The organism is Ruegeria sp. YS9 (assembly GCF_024628725.1).
Lineage (GTDB): Bacteria > Pseudomonadota > Alphaproteobacteria > Rhodobacterales > Rhodobacteraceae > Ruegeria > Ruegeria atlantica_C.
The window spans coordinates 2577584-2597634 of the sequence record NZ_CP102409.1 but is presented as its reverse complement, the minus strand read 5'-3'; the positions used below and the strand labels follow the sequence as shown (position 1 = coordinate 2597634).

Sequence of the window (20051 nt, the reverse complement as noted above, 5' to 3'; positions counted from 1 at the left end):
CCGCCAAGTCAGGCGGCTTTTGAAGGGCGGATCAATGGGCAAGGAATACGGGTACGCTAGACTGCTCCAGCATGTTGCGTGTTGCGCCGCCCAGAATGGCCTCGCGAAAACGGGAATGACCGTAAGCGCCCATGACGATCAGATCCGATTCTGTATCGGATGCGTGGCGGTTGAGAATATCCGACACGCGCGTCATGCTTTTGCTCAGCACATCAATCTCACATTTGACCCCGTGTCGGGCCAGCATCTGTGACAGCAATCCGCCGGGGTCAGACCGGTCGGGTCCATGACGGGGTGGATCGATGACCACGATTCGGACCAGCTCGGCCTGTTTCAGGAAGGGCAGGGCGTGACGAATGGCGCACATGGCCTCGACGCTTTCGTTCCAGCCTATCATGATATTGCGCGGCACCGTCAGGGGTTCGACGTCGTCCGGTACGACCAGAACCGGGCAATGCCCTTCGAACATGGCTGCTTCGATGATGGGCTCGGCCTCGGCCCCACGGTCTTTGCCGTAGGGGTGCGGCAGGATCACCAGATCGGAAAACCGTGCCCTATGTGCAACGTGGCGTCCTATATCAGCAATTTGCGCGACGCCATGCTCGGCGGACCAGCGAACGCCGGACTTGCCAAGGTAATCATTGGCAAAATTCAACAGCTCCTGGGCCTCGGCGTTGGCCCGGCTCAGTGTTTCCTGAACGATAAGCGCATTGGCACCCGCATAGTAATAACCTGTCTGACTGCGATCGACCCCCAGGCACAGGGCTTCGGCATGGGCATCCTGAGATTCTGCCAAGGCCACCATCTGCGCCAGAGCGGCGGGTGCTGTCTTCGTTTCGGTCATGACAGTGAGTAGAGATTTGTAAGTCATCGCGACCTCATGATTCGGGCATTTGGTCTCATGTGACCAGTTGGCCTGTTTCCTCTACAATGCGTGTCACAGAAAACGCAGAACTGTCTTGATACAGATCAAAGCAGTAACAGCCGCCGTGCTTCAGAACGGCAGCCAGTCAAATGGGTTTCGCGCGTCACAAGAATCAAAAGCGCGCGGGGCATGGCAAAGGGACGCAATATGTCGAATTACATCAAGCTGATCGTGCTTGGTCTGATCGCGCTGTTTGCAGCGATCGGAACCAATTATGCACGTGATTTGGCGTATCAGGTACATGCGCTGCTGGTGATGCTTATCGCCGGTGGCTTGTTCATCTGGACGCTTCGAAACACTGACGAGCCGGACATCCTCGTGGATCGGTCCGGAGAGTATATGGACGACGTGGTCCGCTATGGCGTGATCGCAACGGCTTTCTGGGGCGTGGTTGGATTCTTGGTGGGAACCTTCATCGCGTTTCAGTTGGCCTTTCCAGTGCTGAATTTCGAATGGGCGCAGGGGTATCTGAACTTTGGTCGTTTGCGTCCGCTGCACACGTCGGCAGTGATTTTTGCCTTTGGTGGCAACGCGCTGATCGCAACGTCGTTCTACGTCGTTCAGCGTACCAGCGCCGCGCGTCTTTGGGGCGGCAATCTGGCCTGGTTCGTTTTCTGGGGCTATCAGCTGTTCATTGTGCTGGCGGCGACCGGCTATGTTCTGGGCGGAACGCAGTCCAAGGAATATGCCGAACCTGAATGGTATGTCGATCTGTGGCTGACCATTGTTTGGGTCGCCTACCTGGCCGTGTTCCTGGGCACGATCGTCAAGCGGAAAGAGCCGCATATCTATGTGGCGAACTGGTTCTACCTGGCCTTTATCGTCACCGTTGCGATGCTGCACCTGGTCAACAACATGACCGTTCCTGTCAGCATCTGGGGTTCGAAATCGGTCATCGTCTGGTCGGGCGTGCAAGACGCCATGATCCAGTGGTGGTACGGCCACAACGCCGTGGGCTTCTTCCTGACTGCCGGCTTCCTGGGCATGATGTACTATTTCATCCCGAAACAGGCCGAGCGCCCTGTATTCTCGTACAAGCTGTCGATCATCCACTTCTGGGCACTGATCTTCCTGTATATCTGGGCCGGTCCGCACCACCTGCACTATACCGCGCTGCCTGACTGGGCTTCGACGCTGGGCATGGTGTTCTCGGTGGTCCTGTGGATGCCGTCCTGGGGTGGTATGATCAACGGTCTGATGACCCTGTCGGGCGCATGGGACAAGCTGCGCACCGACCCGGTGATCCGGATGATGGTGATCTCGGTCGGCTTCTACGGCATGTCCACCTTCGAAGGCCCGATGATGTCGATCCGTGCGGTGAACTCGCTGTCGCATTACACCGACTGGACCATCGGTCACGTGCACTCGGGTGCGCTGGGCTGGAACGGCATGATCACCTTCGGCGCGCTGTACTTCCTGGTGCCCGTCCTGTGGAAGCGTGAGCGTCTGTACTCGCTGCAAATGGTCAGCTGGCACTTCTGGCTCGCCACCATCGGCATCGTGCTTTACGCGGCGTCGATGTGGGTCACCGGCATCATGGAAGGCCTGATGTGGCGTGAAGTGGATGCCAACGGCTTCCTGGTGAACTCGTTCGCCGACACTGTGGCCGCCAAGTTCCCTATGTATGTGGTGCGTGCTCTGGGTGGCGTGATGTTCGTCGCTGGTGCCTTGATCATGTGCTACAACCTGTGGATGACCGTCCGGAAAGCGCCGGCCAAAGAGGCCAGCCTGACCGTCGCGGTCCCGGCTGAATAAGGAGGGCCGGAGCAATGGCAATTCTCGACAAACACAAGATCCTCGAGACCAACGCGACCCTCCTGCTGATCTTCAGCTTCCTGGTCGTGACCATCGGCGGCATCGTGCAGATCACCCCGCTGTTCTACCTTGAGAACACCATCGAAAAGGTGGAGGGCATGCGGCCCTACACCCCTCTCGAGATGGCGGGGCGCGAGATCTACATCCGCGAAGGCTGTTATGTCTGCCACAGCCAGATGATCCGCCCGATGCGGGACGAGGTCGAACGCTATGGCCACTATTCGCTGGCGGCCGAATCGATGTATGACCACCCGTTCCAGTGGGGTTCGAAACGCACCGGGCCCGATCTGGCCCGCGTGGGTGGCCGCTATTCTGATCAATGGCATGTGGACCACCTGCGCGACCCGCAATCGGTGGTGCCGGAATCGGTGATGCCGAAATACGGCTTCCTCGAGCATCGCAAAATTGACGGCAAGTACATCGGTGATGTTATGGCCACCAATGCTCTGGTCGGGACACCCTATTCCGAAGAGATGCTGGAAAACGCACAAGCCGACTTCCTCGCTCAGGCCGACCCGGACAGCGACTATGACGGGCTGCTGGAGCGCTATGGCGACAAGGTCAACGTGCGAAACTTCGACGGCCAGCCCGAGTTGACCGAAGCTGATGCGTTGGTTGCCTATCTTCAGATGCTGGGCACGTTGGTCGATTTTTCGACCTTCACCCCGGACGCAAGCCGCTAAAGGAGAATCGTGATGGAAGAATACACAATTCTCAGGCAGTTCGCGGATAGCTGGATGTTGCTGCTGTTGTTCGCCTTCTTCGTTGGCATCGTCATCTGGGTTTTCCGCCCCGGTGCTAAGCAGGAATACAAGGACACCGCCAACATCCCCTTCCGGCATCAAGACAAACCCGCCACATCCAAGGAGGCGCGGCAATGAGCAAGACACCTGAAAAACAGCCGGGTGATCCGAACACAACCGGGCACAGCTGGGACGGGATCGAAGAGTTCGACAACCCGATGCCGCGCTGGTGGCTGTGGACCTTCTACGCCACGATCGTATGGGCCGTGATCTACACGATCTTGTATCCAGCATGGCCCCTGGTGCAGTCGGCAACCGCCGGCGTCCTGGGCTGGTCTACGCGGGCTTTGGTCCAGCAGGAGATGGTTGCATTCGAAGAGGCAAATGCACCCTGGAACGCCAAACTGGTGGAAACACCGCTGGAAGACATCGCAAAAGACGCTGAGCTTCAGCAATATGCCGTGAACTCTGGCGGTGCCGTGTTCCGTACCTGGTGTGCGCAGTGCCACGGTTCCGGTGCACAGGGCGCGCCTGGTTTCCCGAACCTGCTGGATGACGCCTGGCTGTGGGGTGGTACGATGGAAGATATCGTCTACACCGTCAGCTATGGTATCCGGAACGAAGAAAGCGACGATGCACGCTATTCCGAGATGCCTGCCTTCGGTGAAATCCTCGAGCATGATGAAATCACGCAGGTGGTTCAGTATGTCATGTCGCTGAGCAACGCACAGACCGATGACGCGGCGGCACAGGCGGGCAAGGTTGTCTTCGAAGACAATTGCGCGTCCTGCCATGGCGAGGATGGTACGGGTGACATCTTCCAGGGGGCACCGAACCTGACCGACGCAATCTGGCTATATGGTGGCAGCGAAGAGACTTTGACTGAAACTGTGACCTACAGCCGCTTTGGCGTCATGCCGAACTGGGATACCCGCCTGACCGAGGCGCAGATCCGTGCGGTATCCGCCTATGTCCACCAGTTGGGTGGTGGCCAGTAAGACCTAGAGGGCAACCTTCGGGCGGTTCGCCGCCCGAAGGCTGTAGCACCGGCTGTTCCATCTGTTCGCGCGTTTCCTGAACAGCCGGTGCTTTTTTACACTGAATTCCTGTTGTTTTGCCATTCCGTTCTTTGCAACGACGGCTGACCATCCGCATTCGGGCAGGTCTGACCCGGGGCTGCGACAATTGGTCGGTACTTGGAAAACCGCATGTACCACGTGCAGCCGGTATCGCGCCACAAGCAGTTTTTCCGCCAAAATCGGCTGAAAATCGGGTAAAATACTTCATTTCCTGCGCCGGCAAGATGGGGCGATCTTCAAAAGATGTTTGCTCGATGCGCTTTTTGACCCATGTCAAAGTTCGCCTGTGCATGATCTGGAACAAGACGTCTTCAGAAGACCCATTTGTGGAGCCAGCCAGTGAGCGATTCCGATCCCGCCCCCAGCCTTTACGCCGCGCGTGAACCGATCTTTCCAAGACGTGTTTCGGGCAAGTTCCGCAACCTGAAATGGATCATCCTCATCGTGACGCTGGGCATCTACTACGTGACGCCTTGGATCAGATGGGATCGTGGCCCCAGCCTGCCGGATCAGGCTGTTCTGCTGGATCTGGCGAATCGGCGTTTCTATTTCTTCTGGATCGAGATCTGGCCGCACGAATTCTACTTTGTCGCCGGTCTGCTGATCATGGCGGGTTTGGGTCTGTTCCTGTTTACGTCAGCTCTGGGTCGCGTATGGTGCGGATATGCGTGCCCGCAGACCGTCTGGACGGATCTGTTCATTCTGGTCGAGCGGTGGATTGAAGGTGACAGAAACGCCCGCCTGCGCCTGCACCGTCAGGAAAAGCTCGATTTCCGAAAAGCTCGCTTGCGGATCACCAAATGGACGGTCTGGTTTCTGATCGGATTGGCGACGGGTGGTGCCTGGGTGTTCTATTTCGCGGATGCACCGACGCTGGCCCGCGATCTTGTGACGGGCAACGCGCATCCCGTAGCGTACACGACGATGTTGATCCTGACGGGTACAACCTTCTTCTTCGGCGGGTTCGCCCGCGAGCAGATCTGTATCTATGCCTGCCCATGGCCGCGCATTCAGGCGGCGATGATGGATGAGGACACGCTGGTTGTCGGCTACCGCGAATGGCGGGGTGAACCGCGTGGCAAAGGCAAACGGACGGCCGATTCTGAATTGGGAGATTGTATCGACTGTATGGCCTGCGTGAATGTCTGCCCTGTCGGGATCGATATCCGGGATGGTCAGCAGCTGGAATGCATCACCTGTGCCCTTTGCATCGACGCGTGTGACGACATGATGGCCAAGATCGGTAAGCCACGAGGGCTGATCGATTACATGGCGTTGAGTGACGAAGCCCATGAGCGATCCGGTAAACCCGCCAAGAATGTCTGGAAGCACATTCTGAGGCCGCGGACGATCATGTATACCACGTTATGGGCGCTGGTCGGATTCGGGCTGCTGTTTGCACTGTTCATCCGTTCTGACATCGATCTGACTGTTGCGCCGGTGCGCAACCCCACCTTCGTCACCCTGTCGGACGGTACGATCCGCAACACCTATGACGTTCGTCTGCGCAACAAGCACGGTGAGGACCGTCTGTTCAAACTGTCTTTGGCGGGCGATCCGGCGATGCGACTGGAAATCGAGGGAACCAAGATCGATACTGTGAATGTCACGGCGGATACGGCACAATTGACCCGTGTATATGTGTTGGCACCTCGCGACAGCGGTCCGGCCGCAGCAGAGGCGACACCAGTGCGGATCTGGGTCGAAGACCTCAGCAGCGGCGAACGCGCCTACAAGGACACCACGTTTAACGGACGAGGGAACTGATCATGGCAGAACGGAAATTCACCGGAAAGCACGCTTTGGCCGTGTTTGTCGGCGCTTTTGGCGTGATCATCGCGGTGAACCTCGTGCTGGCCTACAATGCGGTGAAAACCTTTCCCGGGCTCGAGGTGAAGAACTCCTATGTCGCCAGTCAGGAGTTCAACGAGCGCCTGAAAGAGCAACAGGCGCTGGGCTGGACCGTTCGGGCTGAAACCAAAGGTGGCCTTCTGATCCTGCACATCACCGACGAAAGCGGTGCGCCGGTTGAGGTGCGCGAATTGCAGGCCGTGGTCGGCAGGGCAACCCATGTGCGCGACGACTTTGTGCCGGATTTTACGTTTGATGGCACGGCCTATGCCACGCCTGCCACACTGGGCAAGGGCAACTGGAACATCAGATTGGTGGCGCGTGACGGAAACGGGGCCGAATTCTCGCAGCGCGTTCCGCTATACGTGAAGGGGTAGGCATGACGGCTCAGCTTTCATCCGGTACAGCGGCCTGCCCGGGCTGCCTTGCGGCCCCGGCAGAACCGGCCCGGCCCATACCGGAGGATGTGCAGATCGCCTTGTCGCTGCCGGGCATTCATTGCTCGGCCTGTATCGCGACGGTCGAGCGTGAACTGAACGCGCATCCCGGCGTCGAAGATGCCCGGGTGAACCTGACGCTCAAACGCGCGATGATCAAAGCCACGCCGGAAACGCGCGCAAGCGATCTGATCCCGGTGCTTGAACAGGCAGGATTCGAAGCACATGAGCTTGATCCGGGGGCTTTGTCCGCAACGCAGACGGACAAGGCCGGGCGTGATCTTCTGATGCGCCTGGCCGTGGCCGGGTTTGCATCCATGAACGTGATGTTGCTGTCGGTGTCGGTGTGGTCCGGTGCGACGGATGCAACACGGGACATGTTCCACTGGATTTCAGCGGCCATTGCACTGCCGGCCATTGCGTTCTCGGCCCAGCCGTTCTTTGCCAATGCCTGGAGCGCCCTGCGCGTGCGACGGCTGAATATGGATGTGCCGATTGTGCTGGCGATCCTGTTGGCGCTGGTCACGTCGCTTTGGGAAACCGCGTTGAGCGGCGAGCATGCCTATTTCGACGCCGCTCTGACATTGACCTTCTTTCTGCTGGCCGGACGGTATCTTGATTACCGCACCCGTGCCGCAGCGCGATCTGCGGCCGAGGAATTGACAGCGTTGGAAGTTCCCCGCGCCATTCGTGTGGTCGATGGGGCCGAAGATGAAGTTCCCGTAGCCGAATTGTGTGTCGGAGATCTGATCCTTGTGCGACCGGGTGGGCGCATGCCGGTGGACGGCCAGATCGTTTCGGGTCAGTCCGAATTGGATCGATCCCTTCTGACGGGTGAAACGGTGCCTGTTTTTGCCGAAGCCGGGCAGGTTGTGAGCGCGGGTGAAGTCAACCTGACGGGTCCGCTGACAATCCGGGCAACGGCGGTGGGTGAAGACACGTCGCTCCATCGTATGGCTGATCTGGTCGCTATCGCCGAGTCTGGCCGGTCCCGCTATACCTCGTTGGCCGACAAGGCTGCCAAGCTCTATGCGCCCGGGGTTCATATTCTGTCGGCGCTCAGCTTTGTTGGGTGGTACATCTATTCCGGTGACGTGCGCACGGCACTGAACATCGCGGCGGCTGTTCTGATTATTACCTGCCCCTGTGCGTTGGGCCTTGCCGTGCCTGCGGTAACCACGGCCGCGTCGGGCCGGTTGTTCCGCAAAGGGATGCTGATCAAGCACGCCACTGCACTGGAGCGGCTGTCCGAAGCCGACACGGTTGTATTCGACAAGACGGGCACGCTGACATCCGGCGCGCCGGAACTGGTCAATCTAGGAGACCATGCCCGCGCCAAGGTCGAGGTCGCTCTGGCGCTGGCCGAGGCTTCTGCGCATCCTTTGTCCGTATCACTGGCAAAAGCGGCGCGTGCGGCGGGGATCAAACCAGCAAATGTGCGGGGAATAGCCGAGGTTCCCGGCTATGGCACCGAGGGGGAATTTCGCGGTCAACGCGTTCGCCTGGGTCGGGCGGCCTGGGTCGGCGCGGATCAGGGCACCGACACTTCGGCCTGGTTGGCAATCGGCGAGGACGCACCCGTGGCCTTCCGATTCTCGGACGCGTTGCGCCCGGGCGCCGCTGAGGCGGTGGATGCCCTGCGTGCTTCGGGCAAACATGTGCTTTTGATGTCAGGGGATTCGCAGGGGGCGGTGCGCGCCTTGGCTGAAAAACTTGGAATCACGGATTGGATCGCCGAGGCATTGCCGCAGGACAAGGCAAGACGCATTCAGGATCTCAGCGATGAGGGCCACAAAGTTCTGATGGTTGGCGACGGGCTGAACGATACCGCTGCTTTGGCGGCGGCGCATGTGTCGATCTCTCCGGCCTCTGCGCTGGATGCGGCGCGGGTCGCGTCGGATATCGTGCTGTTGGGTAACGATCTTTCACCCATTGCGGATGCGTGCGACACGGCCGTCAAGGCCACCAGGCGCATTCGCGAGAACTTCAGAATCGCAACCATTTACAACGTGATCGCTGTTCCTCTGGCCGTTGCCGGACTGGCGACACCACTGATCGCGGCCTTGGCGATGTCGACCTCGTCCATTACCGTGTCCCTGAACGCCCTGCGGCTGAGGTAACCTGAATGGAAGTGCTTGCCTATCTGATCCCGATTTCCCTGTTTCTGGGGGGCGTTGGTCTGGCCGCCTTTGTCTATACCGTTCGTTCGAACCAGTACGAAGACCCCGAAGGTGACGCGCGCCGGATCCTGAGCGATGAATGGGATGACAAACCCAAACCCTGAACGAATACCCGATACAGGCAGAGTTGAACCAACTGCCCTTGAAATTGCCGCAATGCCCGGCTATGTCCGGCCCATCCGCTAGCAGAGAGAACACGCCAAATGGCCACCACCAATCCGATCCAGTTCATTCAGCAGGTCCGTGCCGAAGTCTCAAAGGTCGTCTGGCCGACCCGGCGCGAGGTGCTGTTGACCACGGTAATGGTCTTCATCATGGCGGCGTTGACGGCTGTATTTTTTGCTTTGGTCGATCTGGGTATCCGGGGTGGTCTGCAACTGATCCTGGGTGCTTTCAGCTAGACGGAATCGGCGCGCTGAAACGTCTCTGCCCCCTTGCGCTGCGGGCAATGTCAGAGTAGGTGACGCGGTACTATTCGGAATGGGCGTGTGGCGATTCGGGCTGCGCGCCGCTTTTTATTCCGGATGGCGTGACAAGATTTTAATGACGGGTGTGTCCGGTACGCTTGATGCCCCGAAGACAAACAAGGACAACAGGTTCATGGCGAAACGGTGGTACTCGGTCAGCGTTCTTTCGAATTTCGAAAAGAAGATCGCAGAACAGATCCGCACGTCGGTGGCTGAACAGGGCCTTGAGGACGATATCGACGAAGTTCTGGTGCCCACCGAAGAGGTGATCGAAGTGCGCCGGGGCAAGAAGGTCACGACCGAACGCCGCTTTATGCCCGGCTACGTGCTGGTGCATATGGAAATGTCGGATCAGGGGTACCACCTGATCAACTCGATCAACCGCGTCACCGGTTTCCTGGGCCCGCAAGGCCGCCCGATGCCGATGCGCGATGCTGAGGTCAATCAGATCCTCAATCGTGTTCAGGAAGGTGAAGAAGCACCCAAGCTGATGATCAGCTTCGAGGTCGGTGAGAAGGTCAAGGTCAACGACGGCCCGTTCGAGGATTTCGACGGCATGGTCGAAGGTGTGGACGACGAAAACCAGAAGCTGAAGGTTTCGGTTTCGATCTTCGGACGGGAAACTCCGGTCGAGCTGGACTTCACGCAGGTCACCAAGCAGAGCTGAGGAAACTCTCCCAAAGAATTGAAACGCCGCGATGCCAAGGGCAACGCGGCGTTTTTTTGTTCAGGTATTCGCTGAAAACGTATCGACCTATTGCGCTTGAACCATGGCCGCGCGCAAGAGTTGCGGGCGGTCGGTCTGGGATGGCAGGAACACAGCCTGCGATCCGGCATCCAGTGCCGAAAGGCTCGCGTCATACCACTGCATCGCAAGGTCGCGACGTTTCTGCACACCGAAGCCTTCGCGCAGATGGTGGCCAATCAGCTCGCCATAGGCCGGCTCACCCATTGCGACCAGCATCAGGGCAGATCCAAGCGCGGCATCCATGTTGTCCTGACGATAGCCGATCGCCAGGCAGACCTTGCTTGTCGCGGCAAGATCTTGGGGGCTGAGGCCCGAGTCCAGCGCCAGCTTGCGCATCTGGGTTTCAGCCTCAGTTTTCGAGTTGATCGACAGAGCATCAACCTGAGGCGCCACCATTTCACCATATGAATCGCATTGGGCGCTGACCTGCTCCGGTGTCAGTCCCTGGATATCCTGAATCAGATCTTCACCGCGCGCCATCGCGTAGCTGCGGGCAAGGCAGAACTGTTCACTGAGCGCAAAGTCGGGATCGGACATGTTCGACAGGGTCGTATAGCCGCCATTGGTAGATGTTTGCAGCATGACCCCGCTACAGCGATTGGCCAGCGACGGGCCTCCGGTGCCGCCGGAAAACAGGCTCGGCAGGCTGGCAGACGTTGTTTCGGTTGTCTCGGGCTCAGGTTCTTGCGGTGTCGCAACCGGAACAGGTTGTGCCGGGGCGGTTTGTGCCGGAGCCTGAGGGGCAGCAGCCAAAGCAGATCCCGTTTGCACCTGACGGCGATACGCCATCAGAAGCGGTTGACCCGCAAGTTGCGTCGTCGCCTGTCCACCGCTTGTAGCCCAGTAATAGGCTTGCATCAGAAAGTCATACTGATACGGCTGAAAATCATAGCCGTTTACAGGATAACCCATCGAGGCCTGATAGCGTTCGATTGCGGACCGGGTGCCGCGACCGACCTGACCATCGACCCGTCCTGCATTGTACCCGAAGTAATTGAGCGCGGTCTGGGTTTGCGCACCTTGCGTGGTCGATGGAATACCTGACCGATAGGTGCGGTTCGATGTGGTTGTTCGCTGAGATTTCTTCTTTTGTTGGTCCTTGCCAATTGCGTAACCAACGATCCCGCCGACGACCGCACCACCAAGAAACTCTCCAGCGTCGGCCCGCGCCGTTTGAGGGATGGCCGCAGCAAGAGAAAAGGCGATGCCAAGAGTTAAAGCCAAACGAAGTATCATAATTAACCTCCACCAATAATCACATTTTTAACGGATTATAGCACGGTCATCCATGTTGTGGGGAAGCAAGCGCCTATGTTGCGATTGATCGGCGGCGAACTGGTGGTTTTTCACGTCTTTGCAGATTGTTAGAGGAATTCGAAACTGTACGGAGACACGCGTGCAGCCTCGCAGGCGGCAAGAATCCTCTCGGGGTTTGATTCGGTGTTGTCCGATTGGCGCGCCAACCACTTGTCATCTCTCCTGATCCCATGTAAACGCCGCCTCTATCGTCTTCGGGCGAGATTCTCTCGTGGGAGGTTGCCGGGGTCGCGATCCCGGACCGGACCACGCAACATAATCTGGGTGGGACGCGTTTCACCCAAGTTGAAAGGAAAACCAAATGGCCAAGAAGCTTGCTGGTACAATGAAACTGCAGGTTCCTGCAGGTCAGGCGAACCCGTCGCCGCCAGTTGGTCCGGCGCTGGGTCAGCGCGGCATCAACATCATGGAATTCTGCAAGGCGTTCAACGCCAAGACAGCAGACATGGAGCCCGGCGCTCCGTGCCCGACCGTGATCACCTATTATCAGGACAAGTCCTTCACCATGGACATCAAGACGCCGCCCGCGTCTTATTACCTGAAAAAAGCGGCTGGTCTGAAGCCGGTCGGCAAGCGTAACCGCCCCCGTGGCGCGGAGAACCCCGGCCGTGAGACCGTGGCAACCGTGACCACCAAGCAGGTGCGCGAGATCGCCGAAGCCAAAATGAAGGATCTGAACGCGACCGACGTCGAAGGCGCAATGAAGATCATCCTGGGCTCGGCCCGTTCCATGGGCATCGAGGTGAAATAAGATGGCAAAACTCGGTAAACGTACCCGCGCTGCGCGCGAAGCTGTCGCCGGCAAGGAAAACCTGTCGGTTGAAGAAGCAGTTGCCCTGGTCAAAGCCAACGCAACCTCGAAATTCGACGAGACCATCGAAATCGCCATGAACCTGGGCGTTGACACCCGTCACGCAGACCAGATGGTGCGCGGTGTTGTCGGCCTGCCGAACGGCACAGGTAAAGCGATGCGCGTTGCCGTGTTCGCACGTGGCCCCAAGGCGGACGAAGCGAAAGAAGCAGGCGCGGATATCGTTGGTGCAGAAGACCTGATGGAGAGCATCCAGGCCGGCAACATCGACTTTGACCGTTGCATCGCAACCCCGGACATGATGCCGATCGTCGGTCGTCTGGGTAAGGTTCTGGGCCCCCGCAACCTGATGCCGAACCCCAAGGTCGGCACCGTGACCATGGACGTGAAAGCGGCCGTGGAAGCAGCCAAGGGTGGTGAAGTTCAGTTCAAGGCGGAAAAAGGTGGTGTCGTGCACGCAGGCGTTGGCAAGGCGTCGTTCGACGAAGCCAAGCTGGCGGAAAACGTTCGTGCCTTCATCTCGGCCGTTGCCAAGGCGAAACCGTCGGGCGCCAAGGGCACCTATATGAAGAAAATCGCGCTGAGTTCGACCATGGGCCCAGGCGTGACCGTGGATGTGGCGCAAGCTTCGGGCGAATAAGCCGACACGTTCTTTCGGAAAGTCGAGCCCCGGGCGGTCATCCTGCCCGGGGTTTTCTTTTGCTCTCAGATAGCAGGTTCGACTGTGACCTGATTGGGTATTTCGCGCACGCGTGCCTTGTCGGCCTCCAGCCTGAGGTCGCGCTCGGCAACGGTCAATGCCTGGTTCGCAGCCGCCCGGGCCGCGGTTGTCATTGCTCGGTCTTGAGTCTGCGTCAGTCGGGTCAGCGCGCTGAGAATGGCCTCGTGGACTTCGACTTTGTCACCGGCATCCCGGGAAATGGCCGCATAAGCGTCACGCAGGAACGTGTCGATCGCGATCTCGGGGGCATGGATTCTCGGGAATTGCGGGTCGGCGGGTTGGGTGGGCCGCGAGCCAAGTGGCAGGAGAACCCGCAGCAACCTCTCGACCATCTGAATTGCCGTCATTGGGTCGTTGATACCCGGCGAGAGCGCGCGCTGCGCGATTTCGGACAGGGTTTGAATGCCAAAGCGGGGGTCTTGATTGAAGCTGCGCTCGGTCCCGATCACGAAGGCTTCCCCGATGGTTTCACCATCCATTTTCCGGGTCGCTCTGGCCAGGGGCTGGCCTTCAGTCACGAATTGCCCCGGCAGCGCCATGATCCAGATCTCGCAGTCATTCTCTTCGGCGCAGGAGTTCAGCATACCGACATCCACGTGGCGCACATTCCCTGTCGAACTGGCCCGCACGTCGTGACCTGTTTGCGGAACATCCGCGGCGGCTTGATACGGAATGGCTCCGAGGCACGGCAGTTCTATGGCTCGGGCCATGGTGCCCCTGGCGTTGTTTTCTATCTTGCGCGCCGTTTCGGAGATGCTGCCATAGCTGGGCAACTGGTCGATCCAGAGCAAGAGCGCCAGTGTCACCAAAAAGATCACCACCAAGGTGAACGCAAGCGCAACGGCGATGGACTGCTGGGTGTAGACCCCGGTTTCGACAAGGATCAGCGATACGAGCGCGAAGATGAATGCGCCGAGAAACGTGGCCAGCACGTTTTGTGAGACACTGTCTTCTTCGATCACCTGCTGGGCGCGCGGGGAGGACTGGTTCGAGGCCCATCGCTGTGCCGCGACCATGATCGACAGCGAAAAGGTCGTGACCGCCAGCATGGACGACGCCAGAATGCCGAGGATCTTTGCCACGGCCTCGGTGCTCAGCCGTTGTGTGAGAAAGTCGGGGACGAAGCCGCCGAGGTAGGTGCCAATCCCTGCGCTGACCACGGCGAGAGCGGCGATCAGGCTGGTGCGAACCCACAATTGGCGAGAAATCTGACGAAACAGGAATTGCGGCTTGGAAATGGATTTCAACTTGATCATCCGTTGATCCTGTTCGGGTTTGCGGTCATTGTCTACCGGCTTGGCGTTCGGGCCAATTTACCCCTTGGAAACCCCGGCCATCTGCCCTAATAAGACCTGCGGAACAAAGCGTGCGATTCGTCGTGCGCTTTGTTTTGTTTCGTCCAAGACGGTGGGTGGGTCCATTCGGCCCCTTAATTCCCTGCCTGAGACGGGTAAGACCAAAGAATTCTGGGGGTCCCACCCTCGGGCGCATTTTGGCTAATCCCGTAACAAGGACCTGAACGCCGGAGCGAAAGCTGCGGCAAATATGAGCCGGGGTGAGATTTCGCCCCTAACTTGGAGAGAACTGTGGATAGAGCCCAGAAAGAGAAAGTGGTCGAGGAACTCGGCCAAATCTTCGAAAGCTCTGGCGTCGTAGTGGTTGCCCACTACGCCGGTCTGACAGTTGCCGAGATGCAGGACCTGCGCGCGCGTGCACGCGAAGCGGGCGGTTCCGTGCGTGTTGCCAAGAACAGGCTCGCCAAAATCGCCCTCGAGGGTAAGCCGTGTGAAAACATGGCCGACCTGCTGACAGGGATGACCGTTCTGACCTATTCCGAGGACCCTGTGGCAGCAGCCAAAGTGGCCGAGGACTTCGCCAAGGAGAACAAGAAGTTCGAAATCCTTGGCGGTGCAATGGGCGAGAACGCTCTGGACCGCAAAGGCGTCGAAGCTGTTTCGAAAATGCCGTCTCGCGAGGAGCTTATTGCTTCGATCGTGGGCTGCATTGGCGCACCTGCTTCGAACATCGCCGGCGCGATTGGCGCACCTGCAAGCAATATCGCAAGCATCCTTTCCACCATCGAAGAGAAGGCGGAAGCTGCGTAAGCGGTTGGCACTGAATGATCTGCGTGGGGCGCATGCCCTGACGTTGGAACACACACTGTAAACGGAAAGAGCTGATAAAATGGCTGATCTGAAAGCACTCGCAGAAAGCATCGTGGGTCTGACCCTGCTGGAAGCACAAGAACTGAAAACCATCCTCAAAGACGAATACGGCATCGAGCCCGCAGCTGGCGGCGCCGTAATGGTCGCAGGTGCAGCTGGCGACGCCGGCGGTGCAGCTGAGGAAGAAAAAACCGAATTCGACGTCGTTCTGAAGAACGCCGGCGCATCGAAAATCAACGTCATCAAAGAAGTTCGCGGCATCACCGGCCTGGGCCTGAAAGAAGCCAAGGAACTGGTCGAAGCCGGCGGCAAGATCAAAGAAGGCGTGGACAAAGCAGAAGCAGAAGACGTCAAAGCCAAGCTGGAAGCAGCTGGCGCCGAAGTCGAGCTGGCCTAAGCTTGGTCTCAGGTGCATCGCTGATGTGCCGAAAAATTTGGCTGGGTCCGGAGAAATCCGGGTCCAGCCGAACCTGTCTTAGAAAGGGCCTCAAGACCTGAGGCGTTTTCTAAGACACGGTTTTCGGATCGGGAGGCCGCCTTCGGGACGGTGGCCATGAATTGATCCGGACGTGTTGTCTCGATTGTGCAAGATGCCGGGGCCCGACGGTGTCTTTGCCCGCTGAGAACATCGAAAGGTGACATCTGACATGGCTCAAACGTTCCTTGGCCAGAAACGTCTTCGTAAATACTACGGCAAAATCCGCGAAGTGCTGGAAATGCCGAACCTCATTGAGGTCCAGAAATCTTCTTATGATCTTTTCCTGCGCTCCGGCGATGCAGAGCAGCCGACAGACGGCGAAGGCATCAAAGGTGTGTTCCAGTCGGTTTTCCCGATCAAGGATTTCAACGAAACTTCCGTTCTGGAATTCGTGAAATACGATCTGGAAAAACCCAAATACGACGTCGAAGAATGTATGCAACGCGACATGACCTACAGCGCGCCGCTGAAGGTTACACTGCGTCTGATCGTGTTCGATGTCGATGAGGATACCGGTGCTAAATCGGTAAAAGACATCAAGGAACAGGATGTCTTCATGGGCGATATGCCTTTGATGACGCCGAACGGCACCTTTGTCGTGAACGGGACCGAGCGTGTGATCGTATCGCAGATGCACCGTTCGCCCGGCGTGTTCTTTGACCATGACAAAGGCAAGACCCATTCCTCGGGCAAGCTGCTGTTTGCCTGCCGTATCATCCCGTATCGCGGCAGCTGGCTGGACTTTGAGTTCGACGCCAAGGACATTGTGTTCGCCCGGATCGACCGTCGCCGCAAACTGCCTGTGACAACCCTGCTTTATGCGCTGGGTCTGGATCAGGAAGCGATCATGGACGCGTATTACAACACCGTGTCCTACAAGCTGGACAAGAATAAGGGTTGGGTCACTCCGTTCTTCCCCGAGCGCGTGCGCGGCACCCGCCCGACCTATGATCTGATCGACGCCAAATCAGGTGAAGTGATTGCTGAAGCGGGCAAGAAAGTAACGCCTCGCGCGGTCAAGAAGCTGATCGACGAAGGCACCGTTACCGATCTGCTGGTTCCGTTTGATCACATCGTTGGCAAGTATGTCGCCAAGGACATCATCAACGAAGAAACCGGCGCGATCTATGTCGAAGCCGGTGATGAACTGACGCTGGAATATGACAAAGATGGCGACCTGATCGGCGGTACCGTCAAGGAACTGATCGACGCGGGCATCACCGACATCCCGGTTCTGGACATCGACAACGTCAATGTCGGCCCGTACATGCGCAACACCATGGCTCAGGACAAGAACGTGAACCGTGAAAGCGCGCTGATGGATATCTACCGCGTCATGCGTCCGGGTGAGCCGCCCACTGTCGAGGCTGCGTCGGCCCTGTTCGACACGCTGTTCTTCGACAGCGAGCGTTATGACCTGTCCGCCGTCGGCCGCGTGAAGATGAATATGCGTCTGGCACTGGACGCGCCCGACACCCTGCGTACTCTGCGCCGCGAAGACATCGTGGCCTGCATCAAGGCGCTGGTGGAGCTGCGTGACGGCAAAGGCGATGTGGACGATATCGACCACCTCGGCAACCGTCGTGTGCGTTCGGTCGGCGAACTGATGGAAAACCAGTACCGCGTCGGCCTGCTGCGCATGGAGCGCGCCATCAAGGAGCGCATGTCGTCGGTCGAGATCGACACCGTCATGCCGCAGGATCTGATCAACGCGAAACCGGCCGCGGCCGCGGTGCGTGAATTCTTCGGCAGCTCGCAGCTGTCGCAGTTCATGGACCAGACCAACCCGCTGTCGGAAGTCACCCACAAACGCCGTCTTTCGGCGCTTGGCCCCGGTGGTCTGACCCGTGAGCGTGCGGGCTTCGAGGTGCGCGACGTTCACCCGACCCACTATGGCCGGATGTGCCCGATCGAAACGCCGGAAGGCCCGAACATCGGTCTGATCAACTCGCTGGCCACCTTTGCCCGCGTGAACAAGTACGGCTTCATCGAAACGCCTTATCGCGTCGTGAAAGACGGGCAGGTGACCGACGAGGTCCACTACATGTCCGCGACCGAGGAAATGCGTCACACCGTGGCGCAGGCCAACGCGACGCTGGATGAAAGCGGCAAGTTCATCAACGATCTGGTCTCGACCCGTCAGGCGGGTGACTACACCCTGGCCCCGCGCGAGAATGTCGACCTGATCGACGTGTCGCCGAAACAGCTGGTGTCGGTTGCGGCCTCGCTGATTCCGTTCCTGGAAAACGACGACGCGAACCGCGCTCTGATGGGCTCGAACATGCAACGTCAGGCGGTTCCGCTGCTGCGGGCCGAGGCGCCGCTGGTCGGTACCGGCATCGAGGAAAAGGTAGCGATCGACTCGGGCGCTGCGATTCAGGCGAAACGCGCCGGTATCATCGACCAGGTCGATGCCCAGCGTATCGTGATCCGCGCCACCGAAGATCTGGAACTGGGCGACGCTGGCGTTGACATCTATCGTCTGCGCAAGTTCCAGCGTTCTAACCAGAACACCTGCATCAACCAGCGTCCGCTGATCAAGGTGGGTGACACCGTCCAGAAGGGCGAGGTCATTGCCGATGGTCCGTCGACCGATATGGGCGAACTGGCCCTTGGTAAGAACGTGGTCGTCGCGTTCATGCCGTGGAACGGTTACAACTACGAAGACTCGATCCTGATCTCGGAACGTATCGCGCGTGATGACGTCTTTACCTCGGTCCATATCGAGGAGTTTGAAGTCGCCGCCCGTGACACCAAGCTGGGCCCGGAAGAGATCACCCGCGACATCCCGAACGTTGGTGAAGAAGCGCTGCGCAACCTCGACGAGGCCGGCATCGTTTACATCGGCGCGGATGTGGAGCCGGGCGACATTCTGGTCGGCAAGATCACTCCGAAGGGCGAAAGCCCGATGACCCCGGAAGAAAAGCTGCTGCGCGCCATTTTCGGTGAAAAAGCATCTGACGTACGCGACACCTCGCTGCGCGTGAAGCCGGGCGATTACGGTACTGTCGTCGAGGTGCGCGTCTTCAACCGTCACGGCGTCGAAAAGGACGAGCGTGCGTTGCAGATCGAGCGTGAGGAAGTCGAACGTCTGGCCCGTGACCGGGACGACGAGCTGGCGATCCTTGACCGCAACATCTATGCACGTCTGCAAGGTCTGATCCTGGGCAAAACCGCTGTCAAAGGCCCGAAAGGCGTCAAAGCGGGGTCGGTGATCACCGAGGAGCTGCTGGAAACCCTGACCCGTGGTCAGTGGTGGCAGCTGGCGCTGGAAGACGAGAAGGACGCGCAGATCGTCGAAGCTCTGAACGAGCAGTACGAAGTGCAAAAGCGTGCTCTGGACGCCCGTTTCGAAGACAAGGTCGAGAAAGTCCGTCGTGGCGACGATCTGCCGCCGGGTGTGATGAAGATGGTCAAAGTCTTCATCGCCGTGAAACGCAAGTTGCAGCCGGGCGACAAGATGGCCGGTCGTCACGGGAACAAGGGTGTGATTTCCAAGGTTGTTCCGATGGAAGACATGCCGTTCCTGGCCGATGGTACGCCGGTTGACTTCTGTCTGAACCCGCTGGGTGTGCCTTCGCGTATGAACGTTGGTCAGATCCTTGAAACCCACATGGGTTGGGCCGCACGCGGTCTGGGTCTGAACATCGATGAGGCGCTGCAGGAATACCGCCGTTCAGGCGACCTGACGCCGGTCCGTGACGCGATGAAACACGCCTATGGCGAGGATGTCTATGAAGAGGGCATCAGCGGCATGGACGAGGATCAGCTGATCGAAGCGGCCAGCAACGTCACCCGCGGTGTTCCGATCGCAACCCCGGTCTTTGACGGCGCCAAAGAGGCGGACGTCAACGATGCGCTGGTGCGTGCGGGCTTCTCGCAAAGCGGTCAGTCGATCCTGTTCGACGGTCGTACCGGTGAGCAATTCGCACGTCCGGTGACCGTGGGCATCAAGTACCTGCTGAAACTGCACCACCTGGTGGACGACAAGATCCACGCGCGTTCGACCGGGCCGTACAGCCTGGTCACCCAGCAGCCGCTGGGTGGTAAGGCGCAATTCGGTGGTCAGCGCTTTGGTGAGATGGAAGTCTGGGCCCTGGAAGCTTACGGCGCCGCCTACACCCTGCAGGAGATGCTCACCGTCAAGTCGGATGACGTCGCCGGTCGGACCAAGGTCTATGAGTCGATCGTCAAGGGCGAGGATAACTTTGAAGCGGGCGTACCGGAATCGTTCAACGTTCTGGTTAAAGAAGTCCGTGGCCTCGGCCTGAATATGGAACTCCTGGATGCGGAGGTTGAGGAGTGAGGGCGTTG

Annotated in this window: 18 protein-coding genes; 15 read left to right on the top strand and 3 right to left on the bottom strand. The window is 58.7% G+C overall.

Annotation, left to right across the window (positions count from 1 at the left end):
- Positions 1 to 31 precede the first annotated feature (31 nt).
- Positions 32 to 871 (bottom strand): universal stress protein, encoded by an 840-nt coding sequence (locus tag NOR97_RS13140; RefSeq protein ID WP_257599372.1) that lies wholly within the window; start codon positions 869 to 871, stop codon positions 32 to 34.
- A 201-nt stretch (positions 872 to 1072) separates the two neighbouring features.
- Here NOR97_RS13140 and ccoN point away from each other — a divergent pair, with 201 nt between their 5' ends.
- The 10 genes from ccoN (at position 1073) to nusG (ending at position 10164) form a co-directional block, all read left to right on the top strand.
- A complete protein-coding gene (gene ccoN, locus NOR97_RS13135) occupies positions 1073 to 2680 on the top strand; it encodes a cytochrome-c oxidase, cbb3-type subunit I (protein WP_170347275.1) in 1608 nt (535 codons plus the stop codon).
- A 14-nt stretch (positions 2681 to 2694) separates the two neighbouring features.
- A complete protein-coding gene (gene ccoO, locus NOR97_RS13130) occupies positions 2695 to 3423 on the top strand; it encodes a cytochrome-c oxidase, cbb3-type subunit II (protein ID WP_170347274.1) in 729 nt (242 codons plus the stop codon).
- Positions 3424 to 3435: 12 nt separating this feature from the next.
- Positions 3436 to 3621 (top strand): cbb3-type cytochrome c oxidase subunit 3, encoded by a 186-nt coding sequence (locus tag NOR97_RS13125; RefSeq protein ID WP_170347273.1) that lies wholly within the window; start codon positions 3436 to 3438, stop codon positions 3619 to 3621.
- Complete coding sequence (gene ccoP / locus NOR97_RS13120; protein ID WP_257599371.1) at positions 3618 to 4481, top strand: cytochrome-c oxidase, cbb3-type subunit III; 864 nt, start codon at positions 3618 to 3620, stop codon at positions 4479 to 4481. Before NOR97_RS13125 ends, ccoP begins: the two co-directional genes overlap by 4 nt.
- 420 nt (positions 4482 to 4901) lie before the next feature.
- Complete coding sequence (ccoG, locus tag NOR97_RS13115) at positions 4902 to 6329, top strand: cytochrome c oxidase accessory protein CcoG (RefSeq protein WP_170347271.1); 1428 nt, start codon at positions 4902 to 4904, stop codon at positions 6327 to 6329.
- Positions 6330 to 6331: 2 nt separating this feature from the next.
- Positions 6332 to 6790, top strand: coding sequence for a FixH family protein (locus tag NOR97_RS13110; RefSeq protein ID WP_170347270.1), 459 nt, complete (start codon positions 6332 to 6334; stop codon positions 6788 to 6790).
- 2 nt (positions 6791 to 6792) lie between these two features.
- Positions 6793 to 8970 carry a heavy metal translocating P-type ATPase gene (locus NOR97_RS13105; RefSeq protein WP_257599370.1) on the top strand — a complete coding sequence of 726 codons (2178 nt, stop codon included), beginning with the start codon at positions 6793 to 6795 and terminating at the stop codon, positions 8968 to 8970.
- Between the two features lie 5 nt (positions 8971 to 8975).
- Positions 8976 to 9134, top strand: coding sequence for a cbb3-type cytochrome oxidase assembly protein CcoS (gene ccoS / locus NOR97_RS13100; protein ID WP_117872195.1), 159 nt, complete (start codon positions 8976 to 8978; stop codon positions 9132 to 9134).
- A gap of 99 nt (positions 9135 to 9233) precedes the next feature.
- Entirely contained in the window at positions 9234 to 9431 is a 198-nt protein-coding gene (gene secE / locus NOR97_RS13095; RefSeq protein WP_050605011.1) for a preprotein translocase subunit SecE, read from the top strand.
- A 199-nt stretch (positions 9432 to 9630) separates the two neighbouring features.
- A complete protein-coding gene (nusG, locus tag NOR97_RS13090; RefSeq protein ID WP_152459924.1) occupies positions 9631 to 10164 on the top strand; it encodes a transcription termination/antitermination protein NusG in 534 nt (177 codons plus the stop codon).
- A gap of 87 nt (positions 10165 to 10251) precedes the next feature.
- Here nusG and NOR97_RS13085 read toward each other — a convergent pair whose 3' ends face one another.
- On the bottom strand, positions 10252 to 11481 hold the full coding sequence (locus NOR97_RS13085; protein ID WP_257599369.1) for a peptidoglycan-binding domain-containing protein: 1230 nt from the start codon (positions 11479 to 11481) through the stop codon (positions 10252 to 10254).
- Positions 11482 to 11863: 382 nt separating this feature from the next.
- Between NOR97_RS13085 and rplK the strand changes: the two genes are divergently transcribed.
- A complete protein-coding gene (gene rplK, locus NOR97_RS13080; RefSeq protein WP_170347267.1) occupies positions 11864 to 12313 on the top strand; it encodes a 50S ribosomal protein L11 in 450 nt (149 codons plus the stop codon).
- Position 12314: 1 nt separating this feature from the next.
- Positions 12315 to 13013 carry a 50S ribosomal protein L1 gene (rplA, locus tag NOR97_RS13075; protein ID WP_257599368.1) on the top strand — a complete coding sequence of 233 codons (699 nt, stop codon included), beginning with the start codon at positions 12315 to 12317 and terminating at the stop codon, positions 13011 to 13013.
- 65 nt (positions 13014 to 13078) lie between these two features.
- On the opposite strand, the gene NOR97_RS13070 is transcribed toward rplA, so the two are convergent.
- On the bottom strand, positions 13079 to 14350 hold the full coding sequence (locus NOR97_RS13070) for a DUF2254 domain-containing protein (RefSeq protein WP_257599367.1): 1272 nt from the start codon (positions 14348 to 14350) through the stop codon (positions 13079 to 13081).
- A 330-nt stretch (positions 14351 to 14680) separates the two neighbouring features.
- Here NOR97_RS13070 and rplJ point away from each other — a divergent pair, with 330 nt between their 5' ends.
- From rplJ to rpoB, 3 genes are all read left to right on the top strand, one after another.
- Positions 14681 to 15199 (top strand): 50S ribosomal protein L10, encoded by a 519-nt coding sequence (gene rplJ, locus NOR97_RS13065; protein WP_170347265.1) that lies wholly within the window; start codon positions 14681 to 14683, stop codon positions 15197 to 15199.
- Between the two features lie 79 nt (positions 15200 to 15278).
- The gene (gene rplL / locus NOR97_RS13060; protein ID WP_152459178.1) at positions 15279 to 15656 is read left to right on the top strand and encodes a 50S ribosomal protein L7/L12; all 378 of its coding nucleotides are present in this window, start codon (positions 15279 to 15281) and stop codon (positions 15654 to 15656) included.
- 250 nt (positions 15657 to 15906) lie between these two features.
- Complete coding sequence (rpoB, locus tag NOR97_RS13055) at positions 15907 to 20043, top strand: DNA-directed RNA polymerase subunit beta (RefSeq protein ID WP_170347264.1); 4137 nt, start codon at positions 15907 to 15909, stop codon at positions 20041 to 20043.
- Positions 20044 to 20051: the final 8 nt, after the last annotated feature.